Here is a 22,507-nt window from a genome sequence, read left to right as displayed (position 1 = left end):
TTTCGCATAACGCTGATAGCTTGTTGTTGTCGTTAATCCAGCAGGTGGCAAATAAGTGGAACTTGTAGCCCCAGATATAGCAGCTGTATAACCGTCTGCTGAAGAACGCCATGAATACGTAATAGTATTATCTCCACCACTAGATGCTGTGGCACTTCCTATGGTAGTTACCGGTGTACCACCGTTACATATCGTTTCCCCCGTGGTAGTGATTGTACCTGATGTAAAAACTGAACGTACTGTAACTGTCCAAGTTCCTGTTGATAACGTTGGTGTGGTATTACAGGTTCCGTCTTTCGCATAACGCTGATAGCTTGTTGTTGTCGTTAATCCCGCAGGTGGCAAATAAGTGGAACTTGTAGCCCCAGATATAGCAGCTGTATAACCGTCTGCTGAAGAACGCCATGAATACGTAATAGTATTATCTCCACCACTAGATGCTGTGGCACTTCCTATAGTAGTTACCGGTGTACCACCGTTACATATCGTTTCCCCCGTGGTAGTGATTGCACCTGATGTAAAAACTGAACGTACTGCAACTGTCCAAGTTCCTGTTGATAACGTTGGTGTGGTATTACAGGTTCCGTCTTTCGCATAACGCTGATAGCTTGTTGTTGTCGTTAATCCCGCAGGTGGCAAATAAGTGGAACTTGTAGCTCCAGATATAGCAGCTGTATAACCGTCTGCTGAAGAACGCCATGAATACGTAATAGTACCATCTCCACCACTGGATGCTGTGGCACTTCCTATGGTAGTTATCGGTGTACCACCGTTACATATCGTTTCCCCCGTGGTAGTGATTGTACCTGATGTAAAAACTGAACGTACTGTTACTGCTAAAATCTGTGAAGCACTTGTTCCACAAGAATTGACAGCAGTTACAGTAATATTTCCATTTTGTCCTGATGTACCTGATGTAACAGTTATAGCATTTGTACTAGCTCCAGCCGTTACGCTCCATCCAGTAGGAACTGTCCATGAATAACTTGTTGCGTTTGCAACTGCTGTTATACTATAAGTTTGTCCTGTAAGAGAAGGGCATTGTGTAGCTGTTCCAGTAATCGCTCCCGGGGTAGTAGGAGCTGGTGCTGAAACAGTAGCAGTTGCAGATGTTGAATATGAAATACAAGAGGTTGATGAAGTATTCAAGATAACAGCCCTATACATAGTTGTGGTAGAAACAGATGGAGGATCATAAGTTAATCCTGTATTGTTCACTCCTACCCAACTAGTCCCTCCATCAGTGCTTTTCTCCCATCTAAGAACCGAACCTGTAAAACCACTTACCGTCAAAAGCGCAGGATCAAAACTACTTAAACACGAAGATTGATTACTACTAACATTACCTCCATAACTTGAACTACATATATTATTATCATTTGCACTGCAAGCCGTTCCTCCATCTGTACATGTGGTAATATTTAATTTAGGACAATCGTTTGTTACACAATCTAAATTACCCGGGGAGAAATTTACTCCTCCTGCTGATACTATACCTCCAGACCCACCAATTGTATTTCCATTTTTTCCATAAATTGTACCAGTCACAATTAACACAGCCCCACTCCCTAATTGATATGAAAGATTATTGTTTGCAGGATCGCCTAAATCTCCAATAATAGTTAAAGTTGTGTTTGCGGCAACTGTAAAAACATTTCCATTTGCCGTACTCGATATAACAAGACTTCCATTAATTATTAAATTATTAACATTAAAAGTCAAGTTGTTATTTGATCCAGAATAACTTATAGAAACATTACCATTAAAAGTACTATTTGCTGTTGTTAAAGCAGAACTACAGGTACTAATACCTGATATAGCTGTCCAGTTTTGGCTAGAACTAATAGTATAAGAACCACTGGCTGGACATTGCCCAAATACACTATTTAATAAAAATAAATTAGTGATTAATAATATAATGGAAAAAACATTAATCTTATATAAAAATATTCTCATAAATTGTATTAATTTAGAAACAAGTGGTATTTGGATTGCTGTATTCTAATAAAAAAAATACATGCCACGAAATAAATCAATAGAAACAAGACTAAATAACAAAGTCGTTTATCTGCATTTATACTCGTCAAGAAGCCTGTTATCAAGACTTTGAACTCTTTTCAAAGAGCAAAACAAGTAGTATTGAACAGCAACTACTTGTTATCTCAATTTATATACTACATTATTTAGGACACTATCCCAAAAAGTGTGTAAGTTGAAAAGTCAAAGCTTCGTTTTTATAATCGGAGCTTTTTTCAAATATAAGGGTAAATTGTTTTATACCATTTAGAAATATAAAATAATCCAATTTTCCAACTCCCTCTCCTTTGGAGAGGGTTGGGGCGAGGTAAACAAAAAACTGTTTTATAATTCTAAATGGTATTAATCAATATCTACTTTCTGCAAAAAAACATCCTTGAAAAATGATTTATAACCAAAAAATCCCGATTACTTTAATAATCGGGATAATTATAAATCCAAAATTTATTTAGTGACTCTGTACTAATAAATTATTTTTGTTGAAGTTGTTTTTCCATTTGTCAAAACTACATTTACAAAAAGTACTTGTTGAGTAGATAGCAAATGTTGCACTACAAAATCATTGGCTGCTATTTCGTCTTTTTGATAAAGAATTTTCCCTGAAACATCATAAATAATAATCTTTGATATCAAATCTTCTGTAGAACTTACACTAATTTCATTTTTATTTACCGAAACCAATACCGTTTTATCAATTTGCAGCGTATCAACTACTAACTGGACTGCATTTTTATCTACATAACGCAACACAAAACGACTATTAAATCTTCCTACCTCAGTATTAAAACTATAAGGTTCCTTTCTTAAATCGTGTAAAACTTTCAGCACTTTATCTTCTAAGAATACCGCTTGTGACGTTAATTCTCCATCAGCATGATCAATGCTTATTTGGAATTCACCTTTAATTGTCGATTTATAACCTAGTGCAATACTATCTTTCTTTTCAAAAGGGAGCTCTCGTCCTTGAATAGATAGATTTACCGCTTGATTCACACTATAAAAATCAACAAATTGGTTTCCATCATAACTTACACCATCAAAACCAGCATCATAATTATTCGTTGCTCCTGTGATGTACCCAACTAAGGTTTGTTTGAAAGCGCCTTCCTTATTGGTTAAGTTCAACCAAATACGACTTTTTTCGGTTGTAACAGCAGCAGTACTTGTTTTAGAAGCAGTGCTTAATTTAAAAAACTGCGAATTATTCACTCCTGAAGCTCCTCCTACAATTCGCATACTATTATTAAACACTACATTACCTGTAGCCTTTGCTGGCGCAAAAAATCCCTGACCTGCCGCAATTTTACCCGTTGGCGCCAATCCACCAGTAACAGCAGCAATCCCTGTACTTACACTACCTGTTCTATTATAAGTTGCATAATCATTTGTGGTATAAATATAAGTATTAGTACCAATAGCATTACTAGGAGATGTATTATGAGTCCAAAAATAAAGTGTTCCTTCTAACACAGCCGAATTTGTATCCAAAAACACATCCGCATTAATAGCAGATGGATAAGGATTCCCCAGAAGATAAGATTTATTTGCAGTCAATGCTAAAGATACCACACCATTATTCGGTTTTCCAATAAACACAGGATTCGTATCTATTGCAGCAACAGTAATACTGAATGTTTGTGGAGCTCTGATAAGATACCCATTACCAGCTATCATAGTAGCGGCTCCATTATAATAAATCACCCAGCCTGTATTTGGATTATAACCATAGTACTTATCCCCTAAGGTATTAGGCGACAAATTATATAAAGTTTGTCCCATAACAGGAGAAGACCAATAGGTAAAATCATAACGTCTTACTGGAGTAGTATAGCGTTTATAGTTAATATTTCCTGTATTTATTGCAGCATCATTAATTTGCACTAAACTCGCATTGTTCTCGAAAGTTAACGAACCCGTACCTAAAACTTCTACTTGATTGGTTATTTTTAAAGTATGTCCTGAATTTATAACAACACTAGCTCCAGTTGTAACTTGACAAGAACAAGCGTCCAAATCGGCAATAGAAGAAAAGTTTCCATTAAAAACAATGGCTTGTAAAATTGTTGGAGTACCATTAGACCAAGATGTAGTCCAAGTATTTGTAATCACTGGATTAATAACTACATTTGCTGTAGTCAATGAAGCACAACTTCCATCAGAAACCGTGAAATTATAAGTACCCGCAACCAAACCAGAAATAATAGTTGTAGTACCCGTTCCTGTATAACCACCGGGATTTATAGTCCACGTACCAGAAGCAGGTAAACCACTTAACTCGACACTTCCTGTTGTCACAACACATGTTGGTTGAATAAGAATTCCAACTGTTGGAGCTGTTGGCAAAGCATTAACTGTATTGGCTATTCCTGAACTGGTTGCAATACATCCAGAAGAATTTGTCACAATAACATCAACTACTTGTCCATTAGTTAAAGCTGTTGTACTATAAGTAGCAATAGCACTATTCTGAACACTTGATCCTCCAACTCTAAAATTATAATTCGTTCCTCCTGAAGCTGTAAAAGTTACAGATGTACCCGCGCAAAATGTATTGTCCGCATCACTGCTTGTTAATCCTGCGGTTGGCAAAGCATTAACTGTATTGGCTATTCCTGAACTGGTCGCAATACATCCAGAAGAATTTGTCACAATCACATCAACTACTTGTCCATTAGTTAAAGCTGTTGTGCTATAAGTAGCAATAGCACTATTCTGAACACTTGACCCTCCAACTCTAAAATTATAATTCGTTCCTCCTGAAGCTGTAAAAGTTACAGATGTACCTGCGCAAAATGTATTGTCGGCATCACTGCTTGTTAATCCTGCGGTTGGCAAAGCATTAACCGTTATTGTACTGCTGTTTGAAGTCGCAGGACTTCCTGTTAAACAAGGTGTAGCATTTGATGTCATCACACAAGTTACAACATCTCCATTAGCCAATGCTGCATTTGCATAAGTGGTCGAATTTGAACCAACATTTACACCGTTTAATTTCCATTGATAACTTGGCGTTGTGCCTCCGTTAGTTGGGGTAGCTGTAAACGTCACAGATGTTCCTGAACAAATTGCCCCAGGGGGTGAAGCTGAAATACTCACACTCGCAGGCAAATTTGGATTGACAGTTACCGTTGCACTACCAGAGAGCGCATTGGAACAATTTGGGTTACTTTGATAAACTACACTAACCAAATTATAAACAAAAGCCCCTGCAACGGTTGTAGCAACTGCAATATTTGAAAAACTAGTTGCAGCAATATTTATTGTTTGATTTGTTCCTCCATTAATAGTATAAGTTACCGTTACAGCAACAGTCTGAGGATTTGTAAATGTAATATTAGGAGACGAATCTCCCACACACACACTTGTTGTCCCACTAATAGTTGCCGTAGGAATAGGTCGAACAATTAAATTAGCTCCGGAATCTACAATACCTGCTGTAGTCGTCGTACAAGAAGCATTTGAAATAGAAATCAATGTATAACCAGTATTTGATGTCGGATTATCTGCTGGTGCAAAACTATAGGCTGACGAAGATGGAATTGCAATTGTATATTGTATCAAAGTAGCATCGTTTTTATAAGTGATACTATAAGGTGCTGAAAAAGCAGAATCTTCGGCATCAAAAGTCAATTGGGGACTACCTCCAGCACAAATAGTAGTTGCCGAAAAACCATTAATTACGTTGTTAGGTAAAGCATTGACTGTTACTGCACCACTTATTGTAGCGGCAGTACATGGAGCAGTATGTCCACTAGTTGTTATTGTGTATGTTCCACCTGCTGTTGGAGTTCCACTGATAGTTACCGTTTTAGCGCCTACATTCACCGCAGAAGACAATCCGGCCGGTAACCCGCTTACTGAAACATTAGTTGCGCTTCCTGCAAAGGTATAAACAGTATTTGTGATTGCAGTTCCTTCACAAACAGTTGGATTTTGCGTACCACTTGTTAAAACGATGGCAGATGCTACGTTCATAGTTACTGTACCGCTTATTGTAGTAGCAGTACATGGAGTGGTATGTCCACTGGTTATTATTGTGTATGTACCGCTTGCTGTTGGGATCCCACTGATAGTTACCGTTTTAGCTCCTACATTCACAACTGAAGACAACCCTGTCGGTAATCCGCTTACTGAAGCATTAGTTGCGCTTCCTGCAAAAGTATAAACAGTGTTTGTTATAGCAGTTCCTTCACAAACGGTTGGATTTTGCGTACCGCTTGTTAAAACGATAGAAGATGCTGCGTTCATAGTCACTGTACCACTTATTGTAGCGGCAGTACATGGAGCAGTATGCCCACTGGTTGTTATTGTGTATGTACCGCTTGCTGTTGGGATTCCGCTGATAGTTACTGTTTTAGCACCTACATTCACTGCAGAAGACAATCCAGCCGGTAATCCACTTACAGAGGCATTAGTTGCACTTCCTGAAAATGTATAAACGGTATTTGTGATTGCTGTTCCTGCACAAACAGTTGGGCTTTGTGTACCACTTGTTAAAACAATAGTAGAGATTGGATATACAGTTACCACTGTAGCCAATGATGATGCACTTTGACATCCATTTACATTAGTCACTTTTACAGTATAGCTCCCTGAAGTTGTAGGTGTTATACTTGCAGTAGTCTCGCCTGTTGACCATAAATAAGTTGTTCCGGCACTTGATGTTAATGTCACACTACCTCCTGCACAAAAAGTTGTTGAACCTCCTGCAGTTATTGTTGGTGTGGCTGGTAAAGTATTTACGCTAACAGAAATTTCAGCAATCATGGGATTTGTAATACCCGAATTTTTTATTTTAACCTGATATGTTCCACCTGAGCCAGAGGTTGCAGTAAAACTATATGTTGGACTGGAAGAAAAAGAAGTCGCTGCAAGACCCGGACCAGAAAAAGAATAAGTAAAAGTTCCTGAAGAAGTTGGAGGAGGTGTTGCCGTAAGGGTTATTTGACTGCCAACGCAAACTGGACTATTTGAGGCCAAACTACCCGTACCAGCATAAGCCAATAAATCAGCAAAACTTAAATCAGCACCTGCGCCACCATTACAACTCGCTAATAAATTTGTCCCTATATAAATTCGTTCAGATGCATTACAAGATCCTCCAATCAAATCAGATCCCGGTTCAAAAGTTATCGATGAACCTTCGGCAAGAAGCAAACGATTATTCCCTGGTGAAAAATCAAATGAGCCGTTATTTTTTACAATAACCTGAATAGCACCTAAACATGTTAAATTCAATTCTGCATCCATATAAATACTCGTAATCGAAGATCCGTTTCCAATTGTTAAAGTTCCATTACAAGTACTTAGTGGTGAAGTCCCACATGTAAATGTACTAGCATTTACTGTACCTGAAGTAGTAATAAAACACTGGGCTGCTACATTTTGATTAAATCCCACAATAAACAATCCAATCAAAAGTATAATTGAGTATTTTTTTTGCGTTATATGATTAAGTTCAAAATTTTGAAGTAATTTTCTTTTCATGATTGATCGTTTTTAATATTCAACAAACCATCCTAAAACTCCATTTTTAATAAAAACAATAACCTGAATTACAGCAGGTTAAATATATAAAATTAAGAAACATAAATTACTTTATTTTACAAATACCTTTCTTTTCGATTAAACACAATTTCATTAGTTAAACAACTGTAAATCAAATATTAAATAAGAATTTTACTGTATTTATAATAGGAAAAACATTGTAAAATCAGTCAATTTCTATTAAAAACCCCTTATATCTTATCTATTTTAAAACCTTTAACTACTTATCCCGCATTTTTACATTATCGTTTTAAAATATAATAATCCTGATACAGTCAAAAATTGCTATTTTTGGATTAAAGAAACTCAGCTGAAAACACATGAAAGAAGTCTATTCCATCAAAGAAGCCCTCCAAAAAATAGAACATTATTGTGCTTATCAGGAACGTTGTCACGAAGAGGTAGAGCAAAAATTGCGAAGCATGAAAATGGATTCGGATGAGATTGATCGCATTATAGCACATCTTATAAACGATAATTTTCTAAACGAAGAGCGTTTTGCCTGTAGTTTTGCACGAGGAAAACACCGTATCAAATATTGGGGAAAGATTCGAATCACCAATGAATTAAAATTCAGAGGCATCAATCAAACTTTGATTACTATCGCTTTAAAAGAAATTAGTCCCGAAGAATATTATAGCACTTTTGATACTTTGGCAAATAGAAATTGGGAATCCATTCAGGAAAAAAATGTTTTGAAGAAAAGAAAGAAATTTTGTGATTTTATGCTAAGACGCGGATTTGAAAGTAATCTGGTTTATGACAAAGTTCGGGACTTAGAAAGCAGTGATCAGTTCTCAAGTAATCAGTGATCAGTTTTTTAGTGTTCAATTATAAAAATCATTTAATTAAAACACAACAAATCATCCGTGAAAATTCGTTAAATCTGTGTAAAAAAACTGTGGACTTTGTGCCTTCCTTGTGAGCTCCGTGGTTAAATCCCCAACAAAACACTCACCGCATTACCACCAAAACCTACAGCATTTACCAATACCTTTTTTATCGCTTTCGTTTGGTTTTGCGCTTTCGCAAAAGGAACTCCAATAAACTGATTGTGTTGTAACATCAAAACCGCCAATTCCACACTCAACATTCCAGAAGCGCCAAAAGTGTGTCCAATTTTCCACTTATTTGTAGTTAACATCGGAAGGCTTTCACCGAAGATTTTCTGAATTGCCTTGTACTCCGTTAAATCTCCTGCTTTGGTGCCTGGAGCATGCATCACTATTACATCAACTTCTTCTGGATTGGTATTTTGCAAAGCCATTTTCATCGATTTTTGAAAACAAGTCGCCTCAGCCGAAATAGAAATATTATGTTCCAAAATTTCAGTAGCATAACCTATTCCTTCTATAAAAGCCAAAGCATTGTCTTTCTTCCCCATTTCGAGACAACAAACGGCCGCTCCTTCGCCCAGAATCATAGAATTTAGTTTTTTGTCTAAATTCAACGCTTGATTGGGATAAGCTTCATCACTATGCGAATATATTTTCAATGCTCGCATTTGAGCAATTGTAAAATCAGTTAATGGAGCTTCACTTCCGCCGATAAGAAATTTATCGGCCATTCCAGCACGCAACCAAGCCACACCGTTTAAAAGAGCATGCAAGGCTGTAGAACAAGTAATAGAATGCGAGATTTCAGGTCCGGTACTTTGTAAATCATGTCCAACCCAAGAAGAAATATTTCCCAAAGTGGTTGTTGGCGAAGCCAATGTTTGCGCTTTGCCGGTTTCTAAATATTCCTGAAAGTGTTTTTCGAATAAATCAGTCGCTCCACGCGAAGAACCGATATTGATTCCGAAAACCGAATTCGCATCCCATCCTGCATTTTCAACCGCTTGGCGCGAAGCAACCATAGCATACAAAACCGATTTGTCTAATGATTTATACTTGACATCCGATTGCTGCAATTCAGCCACAATTTGTTGTGAATTTTCATCTAATGAAGCAACCCAGGTTTTCTGATTATCTAAATATTTTTTAGTGAAACAGTGCTTTTCAGAAAGATAATTTTCCCAAATGGTTTTTGAATCATTACCCAAAGAAGAAATAGATGCTAGAGCTGTAATCGAAATTATTGTTGACAAGGCTATTTATTTTACCGCAAAGGTCGCAAAGTTTTTTGTAAAAATGGAACTATTTAAACACGAAGAACACAAAGAAAGCACAAGGCTCACAAAGCTTATATTTAATCAGTAGTTGAAAATAAAATACGGTTAAAACATACAGGAAACAGTTTTTGATAGTGCTCTTAGTGCCTCCCTTGTGTTCTTTGTGGTTAAATTCTAAACTATTTCCAATGCATTTTCGACCACTTCATAGACTTTTTGCAATTGGGCATCCGTAATAATATAAGGCGGTAAAATGTAAACAATATTTCCTACCGGACGCAGAATGATTCCGTTTTCGATAAAGAAATTATACAACTTAGTACGCATTGTTCCGTAATAACTTTCTTCGCTTTCTTTCTTTATTTCCAATGCAAAAATAGTCCCCAAAACCCGGGTAGTAGTCACTTTTGGATGATTCTTAATATGCTCTTGAAACACCATATGACTTGCATTTACACGAACTAAATTGGCTTGCATTTCGGGAGTTTGCAACAATTCTAAACTTGCCAAAGCCGCGGCACAACCTGTAGGATTGGCTGTAAAAGTATGTCCATGAAACAAAGCTTTATTGATATCATCATCATAAAAAGCTTCAAATATTTCCTGGGTAAAAGTGGTAATTGCCATCGGAATCGTTCCGCCTGTCAATGCTTTAGATAAGCACATCATATCAGGCATTTGCTCAACATAATCCATAGCAAAGGTTTTTCCTGTTTTTCCAAAACCAGTCATGACTTCATCGGCAATAGTAAGCACCTTGTTTTCTTTACAAATTTGGATTAATTCATCCAAAGCATTCGGCTCATACATTACCATTCCGGCAGCTCCTTGTACCAAAGGTTCAAAGATAAATCCAGCGCAATTGTACCCCTGAATCACTTTTTTCAAAGCATCAAAACTCTGTTGTTCCTGTCCTTTTACAGGAACCGGAATGCGTACCACATCAATAAACATTCCTTGAAAAGCCTGGGTGTAAAACGAAATTCCGCTTGCCGCCATAGCTGCAAAAGTATCGCCGTGAAAAGCATTTTCGAAAGCAATAATGGTCGTTCGTTTTTCGCCTTTATTGAAAAAATACTGCAAAGCTACCTTTATAGCCACTTCAACCGAAGTCGAACCATTATCAGAAAAGAATATTTTTTGTTGATTGTTGGGTAAAATTCGAATCAATTTTTCTGCTAAGACTACCGCTGGTTCATGCGTAAAACCTCCAAAGAGTACGTGTTCTAAAGTCGTTAGTTGTTTATAAATCGCATCGGCAATAAATTTGTTACTATGTCCAAACGGATTCACCCACCACGAAGCAATAGCATCGATGTATTGTTTATTGTTTTCGTCCCAAAGCAAAGCACCTTCGCCTTTTGTAATAGCAATAGGCGTTTGAGCTGTTTTATGTTGGGTATATGGATGCCAAAGGTATTGGCTGTCTTTTTCTGTTAAAGTCATTTGATTTCAGATTGAAGATTAATGATTTTTGATTTCAGATTTGAAATTGCGATTGATTTTTGAAATTGCAATTGTTATTGCAATTGTTATTGCAATTGTTATTGCAATTGTTATTGCAATTGTAAAAGATTCTCTCGAAATAAATCAGCATATTCTCGAATTACATTTTGGTCAAAATAAGGTTCTTCTTCAATTCTTCCAATACATTTTACCCCTGTTTTATTCAAAATAATAGATTCTGTGGATTGATTTTCGTTACCATTAAACAGAATTCCTGCGATGCCAATTTTTCTGCTTTTCAAAGCTTCTATAGTTAGTAAAGTATGGTTAATACTGCCCAAATAATGACGGGAAACCACAATTACTTTGTAATCTTTCTTTATTAAGTCAATCACACAATCAGAATCATTCAACGGTACAAAAAGCCCTCCTGCTCCTTCAACCACAAGATGATTGTTAGTTATTGGTTCTGCTATTTTTTCTAAATCAATAACAATATTGTCCAATTCAGCAGCCAAATGTGGACTCGCTGGCGTATTTAAAGCAAAACTATTGGGATGAATTACCGTTTTATCATTCGATAAAAAAGCCTTTATTTTATGACTGTCTGATGTGTCTAAATCCCCTGCTTGAATGGGCTTCCAATAATCTGCTTCCAAGGCTTCGGTTATAATTGCTGAAGCAATAGTTTTGCCTACATCAGTACCAATTCCTGTTATAAATAATTTCATTTATTTAAATTCAAATTTACATTTGTCACATCTATACTTATGCTTCGTACGAAATGGAATTCCTAAAAGAAGTGTTGAGAATGTGAACGTGATTAACGATTTTAAATCTTTTATCGAAGTAAACATACCTATTTGTTCTACTCCACAATCTGGGCATTTAATAGGTTTATTATTATCATCTAATGAAACTTCACTTATTTGTAATGAAATTTCTTGAGCACTTAGCAAATCTTCATTTTTAACATACAATTTCACACCTCCCATAGCATTACTATACAATGGATTAGCTTCAATTGTATAATTATCTTTCATATAAACTTCAATTCCTTCAGATTCTAATTTCCCTTTGAAAATCATTGCTTCTGATGTATATTGATATCTTCCTATTAATGTAAAAATTGATTCTCCCATTTGTTTGGATCTATATATCTCTTCCTATTTAAAAACAAAAGTACTCAACAATTGCAAAACATTCGAAATTTCATCTTTCGAATTAAAAGCGTGTAAACAAAATCGTAGTCTTTCCTGCCCTTCGGGAACGGTTGGCGAAAGAATAGCTTTAACATCAAAACCTTTTTCCTGAAGTTGCTTAGCAATAGATTTCACCTTTTCATTTCCCGGAATAATAACAGATTGAATAGATGATTTACTTCGAACGAAAATTGGTTTTAAACCCAACAAATTCTTTTGCTGATTGAAATGGATGATATTCTCACGCAGCAACTCAATATCCTTATTTTCTTTTTCTAAATTCTGATAAGCAATTAAAATTGTCGCGACCGAATGAGGAGAAAGTCCTGTTGTATAAATAAAGCTTCGGGCGAAATTAACCAAATATTGCTTCAACTCCTGAGAACCTAAAATAGCCGCTCCATGACAACCTAAACCTTTTCCAAAAGTCATAATTCGGGCGAAAACTTTGTTTTGAACACCAAATTCCTGAACCAATCCTTGACCTTTATCACTAAAAACACCCAAAGCATGCGCTTCGTCAAGAACTAAATAGCAGCGGTGTTTTTCAGACAAATGAACTAATTCTTCCAAATTTGGCGTATCTCCATCCATCGAAAACACACTTTCAGTCACAATGTAAATGATTGAAGCTTTTTGATTGAAATTGCTATTGTTATTGCCATTGAAATTGATAATCTTTCTTTCTAAATCTTCAAAATCATTGTGATTGAATTTATAGGCTTTCGCATAAGACAATTGGATTCCATCGCGAATGGAGGCATGACACAGTTCATCGTATAAAATCAAATCTCCTTTTTGAGGAACAGAACTAAAGAATCCCACATTTGCATCATAACCAGAATTAAAAATTAGCGCAGTTTCAGCTTGATGAAATTTGCTAATAAAATTTTCTGTTACACTATATAAATTATGATTTCCAGAAAGCAATCGGGAACCTGTTGCTCCATTTTGGACAAAAGTATTATCTAACAAATATTGATGGGTATCGTTGAAAATCTGTTCTGATTTTGAAAAACCAAGATAATCATTGGATGCAAAATCGATTAAATTAGCCTCAGAAGGCAATTGACGTAGTGCATTATTTTGAATTCTGGATTCTAATTTTGCTTTAAGAATATTAGGTAGATTTCTCATAAATCAAAAGTAAAAAAAAAACGCCAAGCAAAGCTTGACGTTCTTTATAAATCTAAATTGTCTTAGTCAGCTAAAACAATTACTTTATTGTCTTTCATTTCAATAGTTCCTGAAGAAATAGCTAAAGTGTAGTTTTGATCATTTACTTTCGAAAATAATTTTGCTGCTTCTTTGCTAAACTTAAAACTTGGCGCTGTAATTTTTACAGTTCCTTTTTGAAGTAAGGACACTATTGGAGCGTGATTATTCAAAATTTGAAAACTTCCATCAACACCCGGTAAAGTTATTGATGTTATTTCTCCTTTAAACAAAGACGCTTCTGGTGATACTATTTCTAAAATCATATTTTTTAAAGTTAGAAGTTAGAAGTTAGAAGTTAGAAGTTCTGAAAACTGCCAACTGAAAACTGCCAACTGATTTTATGCTTCTGCCAACATTTTCTCTCCAGCTTCGATAGCTTCTTCGATAGTTCCTTTAAGGTTAAAAGCTGATTCTGGCAAGTGATCTAATTCACCGTCAATAATCATATTAAATCCTTTGATAGTATCTTTAATATCAACTAATACACCTGGAATACCTGTAAATTGCTCAGCAACGTGGAACGGTTGAGACAAGAAACGTTGTACACGACGTGCTCTGGATACAGACAATTTATCTTCTTCAGATAACTCTTCCATACCTAAGATAGCGATGATATCTTGAAGTTGTTTGTATTTTTGAAGAATCTCTTTTACTCTTTGTGCACAGTCATAATGCTCATTTCCTAAGATATGTGGAGTCAAGATACGAGAAGTAGAATCCAATGGATCTACCGCAGGATAAATACCTAACTCAGCAATTTTACGAGACAATACAGTTGTTGCATCTAAGTGAGCAAACGTTGTTGCTGGTGCCGGGTCAGTTAAATCATCCGCAGGAACGTAAACCGCTTGTACAGATGTAATAGATCCTTTGTTTGTAGATGTAATACGCTCTTGCATAGCTCCCATCTCAGTTGCCAATGTTGGTTGGTAACCTACCGCAGATGGCATACGACCTAAAAGTGCCGATACCTCAGAACCTGCTTGTGTAAAACGGAAGATATTATCAACGAAGAACAATACGTCTTTTCCTTGATCAGATCCAGCTCCATCACGGAAATACTCAGCAATAGATAATCCAGAAAGTGCCACACGTGCACGAGCTCCTGGTGGCTCATTCATTTGTCCGAAAACGAAAGTAGCTTTAGACTCTCTCATTCCTGGTAAATCTACTTTAGACAAATCCCATCCTCCATTTTCCATAGAGTGCATGAATTCCTCACCGTATTTTATAATTCCTGACTCTAACATCTCACGAAGCAAGTCATTTCCTTCACGTGTTCTTTCTCCTACTCCTGCGAATACTGAAAGTCCACCGTGACCTTTTGCAATATTGTTAATCAACTCTTGAATCAATACTGTTTTACCTACTCCAGCACCACCAAACAATCCAATTTTACCTCCTTTTGCATAAGGCTCAATCAAATCGATTACTTTAATACCTGTAAATAAAACCTCAGATGAAGTTGATAAATCTTCAAATCTTGGTGCTTGACGGTGAATTGACATTCCGTTCTCACCTGTTTTAGGCAATTCTGGCAAACCATCAATAGCATCTCCAACAACGTTGAATAAACGTCCGTAAACATCTGCTCCAATCGGCATTTGAATAGGATTTCCTGTTCCTACTACCTCATAACCTCTGCTCAAACCATCAGTTGAATCCATCGAAATGGTACGAACCGTATTTTCTCCAATATGAGATTGTACCTCTAGGATTAATTTAGTACCATCTTTTTTTATGATTTCTAATGAATCATAAATTTTTGGAAGTTCAACATCCTTACCGTTGAAAACAACGTCAACTACTGGGCCAATGATTTGGGCAACTTTTCCTATTACTTTAGACATTACTTATGTATTTATTAAACAGCTATTTAGGTTTATAAAACTCACCTCATCAAAATTCAATGATTTAGGTGTTTTTTCAGAGCGCAAAGATAATTTTTTAAAATAAAAAATCAACAATTTTATTTAAAAAACATAAAAAAATACAACACAGATTTAAAACAGCTATAAAACCACCCTTAGAAAAACATTTTTTCAAGAAAAATCAGAATCATTACATTAATAAAACGAATGCTTTTTTATTAAACGAACTCCTTTATAAATATACCAAAAAACTAAAAATCAAAAATAATCAAGACTCACATTTTTAAAAAATAGTTTCTTGAACTATTTGAACATTATAAAATCTACTGCATTTATAAAATCTGAGTAAAAACTTTGGCATGCAGATTTTACAAATGCAGCAGATTCTAAAATTAAAAAAAGATTTTTATTAAAAACAAAACACTAGCAACTTAAAAGAACATTCATTACGGATTTACCGTCCATGAAACAAAATATTGTTGACCAATTAATCCAGCCCCCAAAACTTGCATATACTCTTTCCCTCCAATATTAGAAGCCCCTATCTTCAAAGTTGATTTAAGCACAGGCAAACTATAATTAATTTGCGCATCAACAACAGTGGCCGAATTAATCATACCATCAACCATCGTAGACTGCCATAAATATTCACTATTCCATCTTCCACTAACATTAAAGCCAAAATTTTTAAATAATTTTTCATTTCCAAATGAAGCTTTTACTCTGTGTTTCGGTGTATTAAATCCCCCCTCAAAACTAGGATCTTTAGCCTGATCAAAACTAAACTCAGCATAATTATAATTCACTCCCACTTCAAAATCTTTATACACTTTTCTAGTAAGACCTAAACCAAAACCAAATGATTTTATCCCAACATCAGTATTAGTATATAATTGATACGCTCTAAAATTTCCATTTTGAAGCGCATGCAATGTTTGAACTCCTGGATCTGTAGGTCCAGCTAAAGGATTTGGAGAATCCTGCGCAGTTCCATAATATGGAGCAACAACATTTAAATTACCTATAAAATCATTATAAATATTATAATAAGCACTAATATCGATAGTCGTTTTATTCACATACGAGCGATACCCTAATTCAAATGCTTTAACTTGTTCTGGTTTTACATAACCTACATTTGTTCTTCTCAACAAAGCAGAAGCAGCCACTGGATTAGTAGATGCCAAAGCAGCAAATGCCTGAACCGTTGTTGCAGTATACGAATTACCATAAGCATTCTCTCCTGTCATAACTTTTGTTGCCCCACCATTAAAAAACTGCCCAGCAGCTGTACTAACTGGCAAAGTTTCTGAATATCGCAATAAGTTATCCGGTGCTGAACCTATCAATACCGCATTCCCCACATTAAATCCTATATATTGATCCTGCGTAGTAGGGTTTCTAAAACCAGTTTGAAACGAAGCTCTAAAATTATGTTTCTTATTTTCTCCTCCTGCATACACCAAAGAAAGCCTTGGAGAATAACTCCCTTCAAAGTTTTTTGATTTATCATAACGAATAGATCCTGTAAACTTTAATCTGTCATCCATAAACTTTTTCATCAATTGGGTATAAGCACCATATTCATTATAATGGATAGGACCATTAGCATCGGTATAAATTCTTCCATGGGAATTCAATTGGTATTCCCTGTAAGAACCTCCTACTTGAATTTCTGCAAATTTTATAAGGTCTTTAAAATTATAATTAGCATCCGAATGATAAATTTTAGAATTATCAACTAACCTAGATCCTGTTAAAACATTTGGCTCAGCAATAACACCATTAAAAGCAGATTTAAAAGCAGCTGTACCTGGCATTAACCTACCAACATCCGCTTGAGATCTTGCATAAGCATGTGCTCCTACGGGGTTATTATAAAAAGGACTTACAGGATTTCCAACCGCTCCCGCGTAAGTTGCTGCGTAAGTCCCAAACCAAACATCATCTGACTTCCAAGCCCTATTGACATTAATTCCGGTAAAAAGCATATCATAAGACTGGCCACCATCTTCAGAAGCAGTATAACCTCTCAAATAAAAGTTTTTCCCTTTAAATTCTAATTTATGTTGTTGCATGAAAAAATTATTCAAATAATAACGATTTGCCCCTTGGTAAACTGCATTTCCAAATCCGAATTTACTCAACCAAATAATCTCGAAATTTTCATTTCCAAAAGGTCTAAAATGAAGCGAAAGATCAATTTTAGTGTTGCTCGCCTTATTATCCGTTAAATCCGTTTCATTATATCCCGTTCTCGATACGTTTTCTTTAGGCAATAATAGCGCAAAACCAGCCGGCAAACCAACAGCTGCCCATTTCCCATTGGCTATCATGGCCTGACCTACATTATAGATATTAGTCGTAACCTCATCACCATAAACATTAATCCCATCATAATTTGGATTAGTCCTATCTCTTCCGCCCACTGTTTTATCATTGTAATTTGTCGCATACCAATCGGTACCTCGCATATAAGTAAAATTTGCCTTAGCAGCAAAATGCTTATCAAAAGTATGAGCCATTCTAATTCCATAATCAATAAAATCATTAGTACCCGCTGCTTTTTGACTCGTTTGTCCATATTTAGCATAAGCCGTTATCCCTTGATAAGTAAAAGGACTCTTACTATTCATAAACATAATACCGTTAAATGCATTAGCTCCATACAAAGCTGACGAAGCCCCCGGCAACAACTCCACATTTTGAACATCGATTTCAGAAATACCAACCATATTCCCCAAAACAAAATTCAACAAAGGAGATGAATTATCCATTCCATCCACTAATTGTAAAAAACGAGAATTGGCCACAGTAGCAAAACCACGTGTATTAATAGACTTAAAAGTCAAACTACTGGTATTCATTTGAACTTCTTTCAAATTTTCCAAGCCATCGTAAAAAGTTGGAGATGCTGTTTTTTTAACATCAGCAATTCCCATTCTCTCAATGGTAACCGGTGATTCAAAAACCCTTTCAGGTGTCCTAGAAGCTGACACCACAATTTCATCGAGTACGTTTTGCTCCTCTTTGAGAACAACATTAATTACTTGCTTTTTTGAAGTAATCGCCATTCTTTTTGATCCAAAACCCAGACTACTAATTTCGATTTCATACGGAAGTTGCTTGGATGTGTTTAGAATAAACTTTCCATCACTATCAGTTACTGCTCCAGATGAATCACCAATTACCTTAATATTAGCTCCAACAACTGGCTGACCACTACTTTCAGTAACTACACCTTGAATCGAATTCTGAGCACATAGTGCATTACAGAAAAACAATGACAAAATAAATAAATACGCTCTCATATGATTTAGTTTTATTGATTTATACATTCAAAAGTCTTCAACTTTCTCAAACCGCATCACCAAAAAACCAAGCGTTTCCGACTTATTAAATTTAATCAAAAAAAACTGTGTTTTAACAAAAAAAAAGTCGGAAAATTCAATTTTTAATACATTTAGCTAATTTGAGAATTTTTCACACAAAAAAAGCAAGGCGATTTGCCTTGCTTTTTTTATATTTTCAATCTTAATGATTTACTCTACTGTAACCGATTTTGCTAAATTTCGAGGTTGATCAACATTACAATCTCTATAAACCGCAATATAATAAGACAATAATTGCAGTGGAATTGTAGTAATCAACGGTGATAAAGCATCAGAAGTTTCAGGAATTTCGATAACATAATCAGCTAATTCTCTAACTTGAGTATCTCCTTTAGTCACAACGGCAATAATTTTACCACTTCTTGACTTAATTTCTTGAATATTACTCACTATCTTGTCATAATGCCCTTGTTTTGGGGCAATTACCACAACTGGCATTTGTTCATCTATCAAAGCAATTGGACCGTGTTTCATTTCCGCCGCAGGATAACCTTCCGCATGAATATACGATATCTCTTTAAGCTTCAAAGCGCCTTCTAGAGCTACTGGGAAATTATAACCGCGACCTAAATACAAACAATTAGGAGCATCTTTGAACGCAGCAGCAATTTCTTTTGCTTTGTCACTAGTTTCCAAAGCTTCTTTTACTTTTTCAGGAATCAATTCTAATTCTAATAAATATCTATGGTAATCAGAATGAGACAAAGTTCCCTTAGCTTTCGCTAAACGCAATGCTATCATTGTCAAAACAGTAATTTGAGTAGTAAAAGCTTTTGTCGAAGCCACACCAATTTCTGGCCCAGCATGCGTATAAGCCCCTGCATGAGACTCTCTTGAAATTGAAGAACCTACCACATTACAAACTCCAAAAACAAAAGCACCATGTTCTTTAGCTAATTTAATAGCAGCCATAGTATCAGCCGTTTCACCTGATTGCGAAATTGCGATAACTACATCGTTACTTTTAATAATAGGATTTCTATATCTAAATTCTGAAGCATACTCTACTTCTACTGAAATACGAGCAAATTCCTCAAAAATATATTCAGCAACTAAACCAGCATGCCATGAAGTACCACAGGCTACAATAATTATTCTGTCAGCATTTAAGAATTTTTCTAAATTATCCTCAATTCCAGACATCTGAATAATTCCTTTGTCCGCATGTAATCTACCGCGATAAGTATCTTTTATTACACTTGGTTGCTCAAAGATTTCTTTCAACATGAAGTGATCAAATCCCCCTTTTTCAATTTGCTCCAAATTCATTTGAAGTTCTTGAATGTAAGGATCAACCAAACTATCATCTTTTATTTTTCTAATCTTAATAGGTTTATGAAGTCTAATATTAGCCATTTCACCATCCTCTAAATACACTGCATTTGAAGTATATTCGATAAAAGGAGAAGCATCAGAAGCAATAAAATACTCCCCTTCACCAACTCCAATCGCTAAAGGACTACCTAAACGAGCGGCAACAATTTCATCTGGATTTTTTACATCAAAAACAGCTATAGCATAAGCACCTACCACTTGATTAAGTGCCAACTGAACTGCTTTTCCTATTTTTAACTTTTCTTTCTTTTGAACTTCTTCAATCAGATTCACCAAAACTTCGGTATCTGTATCTGAATGAAAAACATAACCGCGTTTGATTAACTCTTCTTTTAATGGAGCGTAATTTTCAATAATTCCGTTATGTACAATTGCTATCTCTCCAGAGTTTGAAAGATGTGGATGCGAATTAACATCATTTGGAACACCATGTGTAGCCCACCTCGTATGACCAATACCAATAGTTCCATTAGTAGTAATCTCTTTCAAAGCACGTTCCTCAAGAGAAACAACTTTCCCTTTTGTTTTACAAACTTTAATCGCACCATCATAAACCATTACACCAGCACTATCATATCCTCTATATTCAAGTCTTTTCAACCCTTTAATAACAATAGGATAAGCCTCTCTATGACCTATATAACCAACTATTCCACACATAAATTTTAATATTAATTTGGTTTTGTGTAATAAATTTCAAATTTTAATCTTTTATCTCCAGCAGTAATATTACTTCCAAACAAGACTACTCCTGAAGGACTCATCACTGAAGCCTGAGGCACTTTAGTCAATATTGTTCCTCCTGGCAAAGTTAAAGACGAACGCAAGTTATTCATCGTAATATTATTGACATCCTCTGTAATAACTACTCCTAGTTTAACATTTGCAGCATCTCTATTTTTTACCAAATTCCTAATCTGACTAGTTAATCTAATCTTATAGGTTTTATCACTAGTATTTGTTGGGTTTAAAATACCGCTATAAATCAAATGCCCAGTCTTAGCATTCGCTACTGCTGTTCCATCATATAGATAATCCAACACAGGGGCACTATTAGTCAAATCATACAAATAAATACGGTTTGGTATTTTGTTTAATCCCATTGTAGTAGCATCAAGATGAAAAACAAGATTAGCCTCATTAATCAATAATTTTTTCTTTATTGCAAGCTCTTTTAAATCCTCTAATTCATCAGAAACTCCATTCCCTCCAACAGTCGGGTTTCCATCAGTATTATATCCTCTAACATCTGTTTTATTAAAAAGCTCTAAAACAGCCATTGAACCTTCGCCGCCTCTTAAATACAATCTGCTATCTCCGGCTGTACTATTTGGATTAGTAATAGCGGTATCATAACTAGGTTGATTTGTGTTTGATAACAAACTCACTGTATTCCCAGTTAAATTCAGCACTATACTTCTATCAACTCTAATTGGCTTATTTGTAGTAGTACCATCTGCATTCTTTACTACTTCAACACCATCTTCTTTAAAATTTACAGTAACTGTTCCTGCTTTAAAATTCATCATGGCCAAACGAGCTGAATTTGAACCTGATTTTTCTACTTTAAAATACAAACCTCTGAAATAATTTTTAAAAACATCATTAGTTATCAATTTCCCAGCAGCAACAGCATCAATAATCCTCGTTTTAAAGTAATCTTTATTCAAAGACAAACGCATAGCTGGAGGAGTCCTCGTTATTGTTTCCTTACTATCTACAGTTGTTTTTACTTCAAATTCTTTATTATCAAAAAAGAATTCATCATTTTCTGCAATAGCACCATCATTTAATCGAATAGGTTTTTTTAGATTCTCAAAATCAGAACTTTGATTTGAATAATATTTTTGTGGTTCTAAAAAAGCAGTTGAAGGATCTAAATCCCTCATAAAATACCCATTTTCATAAACACTCAATTTAATCTTTCCTGTTTCAGGACCATAAATGGAATCCAACACATAAGTATTAGCCCCTGTTGTTGCATCGGTAGCTGTTACGTGACTAAAATAAGGCACGGATAAAATCACGTTATCTATTACTGGATTTAAGCTCATATCAACAACAGGATTTACCGAAGACAAAGTCACCTGAGTTACAAAATCGGCTTTAGTTGTACCAAAAACAGCATCTTCATAAACCCCCAAAGCATTTACAGGTAAATTATTAGACTGTACCGGGCCTGTTTTTTGATTATAAGAAAGGACATCATGAGTCATACCTTCTAAACCAAAATGATCATCACCCACTAAATCATCCCCAATGGAATTAAAATCTTTATCACAGGAAGATAAAAAAACGACACTTATTGCTATTAGAATTATCTTAAAAAAAGAACTATTACGCATA

The 22,507-nt window shown here is 35.4% G+C and carries 13 protein-coding genes; 1 reads left to right on the top strand and 12 read right to left on the bottom strand.

Features of this window, described 5'->3' with window-relative positions; genetic code table 11:
- Nucleotides 1-1,956 (bottom strand): hypothetical protein (locus tag GTZ96_RS15520; protein WP_207720195.1); only part of this gene is annotated, 1,956 nt, incomplete at its 3' end.
- Between the two features lie 543 nt (nucleotides 1,957-2,499).
- Nucleotides 2,500-7,524, bottom strand: a complete 5,025-nt coding sequence (locus GTZ96_RS15515) for a T9SS sorting signal type C domain-containing protein (protein ID WP_161644824.1) — start codon at nucleotides 7,522-7,524, stop codon at nucleotides 2,500-2,502.
- A gap of 380 nt (nucleotides 7,525-7,904) precedes the next feature.
- Here GTZ96_RS15515 and GTZ96_RS15510 point away from each other — a divergent pair, with 380 nt between their 5' ends.
- Nucleotides 7,905-8,396: a regulatory protein RecX gene (locus tag GTZ96_RS15510; RefSeq protein ID WP_161644823.1), complete on the top strand. Its 492-nt coding sequence runs from the start codon at nucleotides 7,905-7,907 to the stop codon at nucleotides 8,394-8,396.
- Nucleotides 8,397-8,518: 122 nt separating this feature from the next.
- On the opposite strand, the gene GTZ96_RS15505 is transcribed toward GTZ96_RS15510, so the two are convergent.
- From GTZ96_RS15505 to GTZ96_RS15460, 10 genes are all read right to left on the bottom strand, one after another.
- Nucleotides 8,519-9,673 carry a beta-ketoacyl synthase N-terminal-like domain-containing protein gene (locus tag GTZ96_RS15505; RefSeq protein WP_161644822.1) on the bottom strand — a complete coding sequence of 385 codons (1,155 nt, stop codon included), beginning with the start codon at nucleotides 9,671-9,673 and terminating at the stop codon, nucleotides 8,519-8,521.
- A gap of 198 nt (nucleotides 9,674-9,871) precedes the next feature.
- Nucleotides 9,872-11,143, bottom strand: coding sequence for an adenosylmethionine--8-amino-7-oxononanoate transaminase (gene bioA / locus GTZ96_RS15500; protein WP_161644821.1), 1,272 nt, complete (start codon nucleotides 11,141-11,143; stop codon nucleotides 9,872-9,874).
- Nucleotides 11,144-11,253: 110 nt separating this feature from the next.
- Nucleotides 11,254-11,874, bottom strand: coding sequence for a dethiobiotin synthase (bioD, locus tag GTZ96_RS15495; RefSeq protein WP_161644820.1), 621 nt, complete (start codon nucleotides 11,872-11,874; stop codon nucleotides 11,254-11,256).
- On the bottom strand, nucleotides 11,875-12,285 hold the full coding sequence (locus GTZ96_RS15490; protein WP_161644819.1) for a putative signal transducing protein: 411 nt from the start codon (nucleotides 12,283-12,285) through the stop codon (nucleotides 11,875-11,877).
- A gap of 24 nt (nucleotides 12,286-12,309) precedes the next feature.
- Nucleotides 12,310-13,482 carry an aminotransferase class I/II-fold pyridoxal phosphate-dependent enzyme gene (locus tag GTZ96_RS15485; protein ID WP_161644818.1) on the bottom strand — a complete coding sequence of 391 codons (1,173 nt, stop codon included), beginning with the start codon at nucleotides 13,480-13,482 and terminating at the stop codon, nucleotides 12,310-12,312.
- Nucleotides 13,483-13,544: 62 nt separating this feature from the next.
- Nucleotides 13,545-13,826, bottom strand: a complete 282-nt coding sequence (locus GTZ96_RS15480) for a F0F1 ATP synthase subunit epsilon (RefSeq protein WP_161644817.1) — start codon at nucleotides 13,824-13,826, stop codon at nucleotides 13,545-13,547.
- Nucleotides 13,827-13,901: 75 nt separating this feature from the next.
- Nucleotides 13,902-15,413, bottom strand: a complete 1,512-nt coding sequence (gene atpD / locus GTZ96_RS15475) for a F0F1 ATP synthase subunit beta (protein ID WP_161644816.1) — start codon at nucleotides 15,411-15,413, stop codon at nucleotides 13,902-13,904.
- 467 nt (nucleotides 15,414-15,880) lie between these two features.
- A complete protein-coding gene (locus tag GTZ96_RS15470) occupies nucleotides 15,881-18,745 on the bottom strand; it encodes a TonB-dependent receptor domain-containing protein (protein WP_161644825.1) in 2,865 nt (954 codons plus the stop codon).
- A gap of 231 nt (nucleotides 18,746-18,976) precedes the next feature.
- Entirely contained in the window at nucleotides 18,977-20,821 is a 1,845-nt protein-coding gene (glmS, locus tag GTZ96_RS15465; RefSeq protein ID WP_161644815.1) for a glutamine--fructose-6-phosphate transaminase (isomerizing), read from the bottom strand.
- Nucleotides 20,822-20,832: 11 nt separating this feature from the next.
- Nucleotides 20,833-22,506 (bottom strand): DUF4270 domain-containing protein, encoded by a 1,674-nt coding sequence (locus GTZ96_RS15460; RefSeq protein WP_161644814.1) that lies wholly within the window; start codon nucleotides 22,504-22,506, stop codon nucleotides 20,833-20,835.
- Between the last annotated feature and the right edge of the window lies 1 nt (nucleotide 22,507).

Source organism: Flavobacterium undicola, from assembly GCF_009909155.2.
Taxonomy (GTDB): domain Bacteria; phylum Bacteroidota; class Bacteroidia; order Flavobacteriales; family Flavobacteriaceae; genus Flavobacterium; species Flavobacterium undicola.
The sequence above is the reverse complement of the archived record's forward strand: the minus strand, read 5'-3'. Positions and strand labels throughout refer to the sequence as shown.

What these genes read in the sequence shown, in the direction of transcription:
- GTZ96_RS15515 (WP_161644824.1), bottom strand. Translation starts at nt 7,524, where the DNA reads ATGAAAAGAAAATTACTTCAAAATTTTGAACTTAATCATATAACGCAA.
- GTZ96_RS15480 (WP_161644817.1), bottom strand. Translation starts at nt 13,826, where the DNA reads ATGATTTTAGAAATAGTATCACCAGAAGCGTCTTTGTTTAAAGGAGAA.
- GTZ96_RS15510 (WP_161644823.1), top strand. Translation starts at nt 7,905, where the DNA reads ATGAAAGAAGTCTATTCCATCAAAGAAGCCCTCCAAAAAATAGAACAT.
- GTZ96_RS15490 (WP_161644819.1), bottom strand. Translation starts at nt 12,285, where the DNA reads ATGGGAGAATCAATTTTTACATTAATAGGAAGATATCAATATACATCA.
- atpD (WP_161644816.1), bottom strand. Translation starts at nt 15,413, where the DNA reads ATGTCTAAAGTAATAGGAAAAGTTGCCCAAATCATTGGCCCAGTAGTT.
- bioA (WP_161644821.1), bottom strand. Translation starts at nt 11,143, where the DNA reads ATGACTTTAACAGAAAAAGACAGCCAATACCTTTGGCATCCATATACC.
- GTZ96_RS15485 (WP_161644818.1), bottom strand. Translation starts at nt 13,482, where the DNA reads ATGAGAAATCTACCTAATATTCTTAAAGCAAAATTAGAATCCAGAATT.
- GTZ96_RS15470 (WP_161644825.1), bottom strand. Translation starts at nt 18,745, where the DNA reads ATGAGAGCGTATTTATTTATTTTGTCATTGTTTTTCTGTAATGCACTA.
- bioD (WP_161644820.1), bottom strand. Translation starts at nt 11,874, where the DNA reads ATGAAATTATTTATAACAGGAATTGGTACTGATGTAGGCAAAACTATT.
- GTZ96_RS15460 (WP_161644814.1), bottom strand. Translation starts at nt 22,506, where the DNA reads ATGCGTAATAGTTCTTTTTTTAAGATAATTCTAATAGCAATAAGTGTC.
- glmS (WP_161644815.1), bottom strand. Translation starts at nt 20,821, where the DNA reads ATGTGTGGAATAGTTGGTTATATAGGTCATAGAGAGGCTTATCCTATT.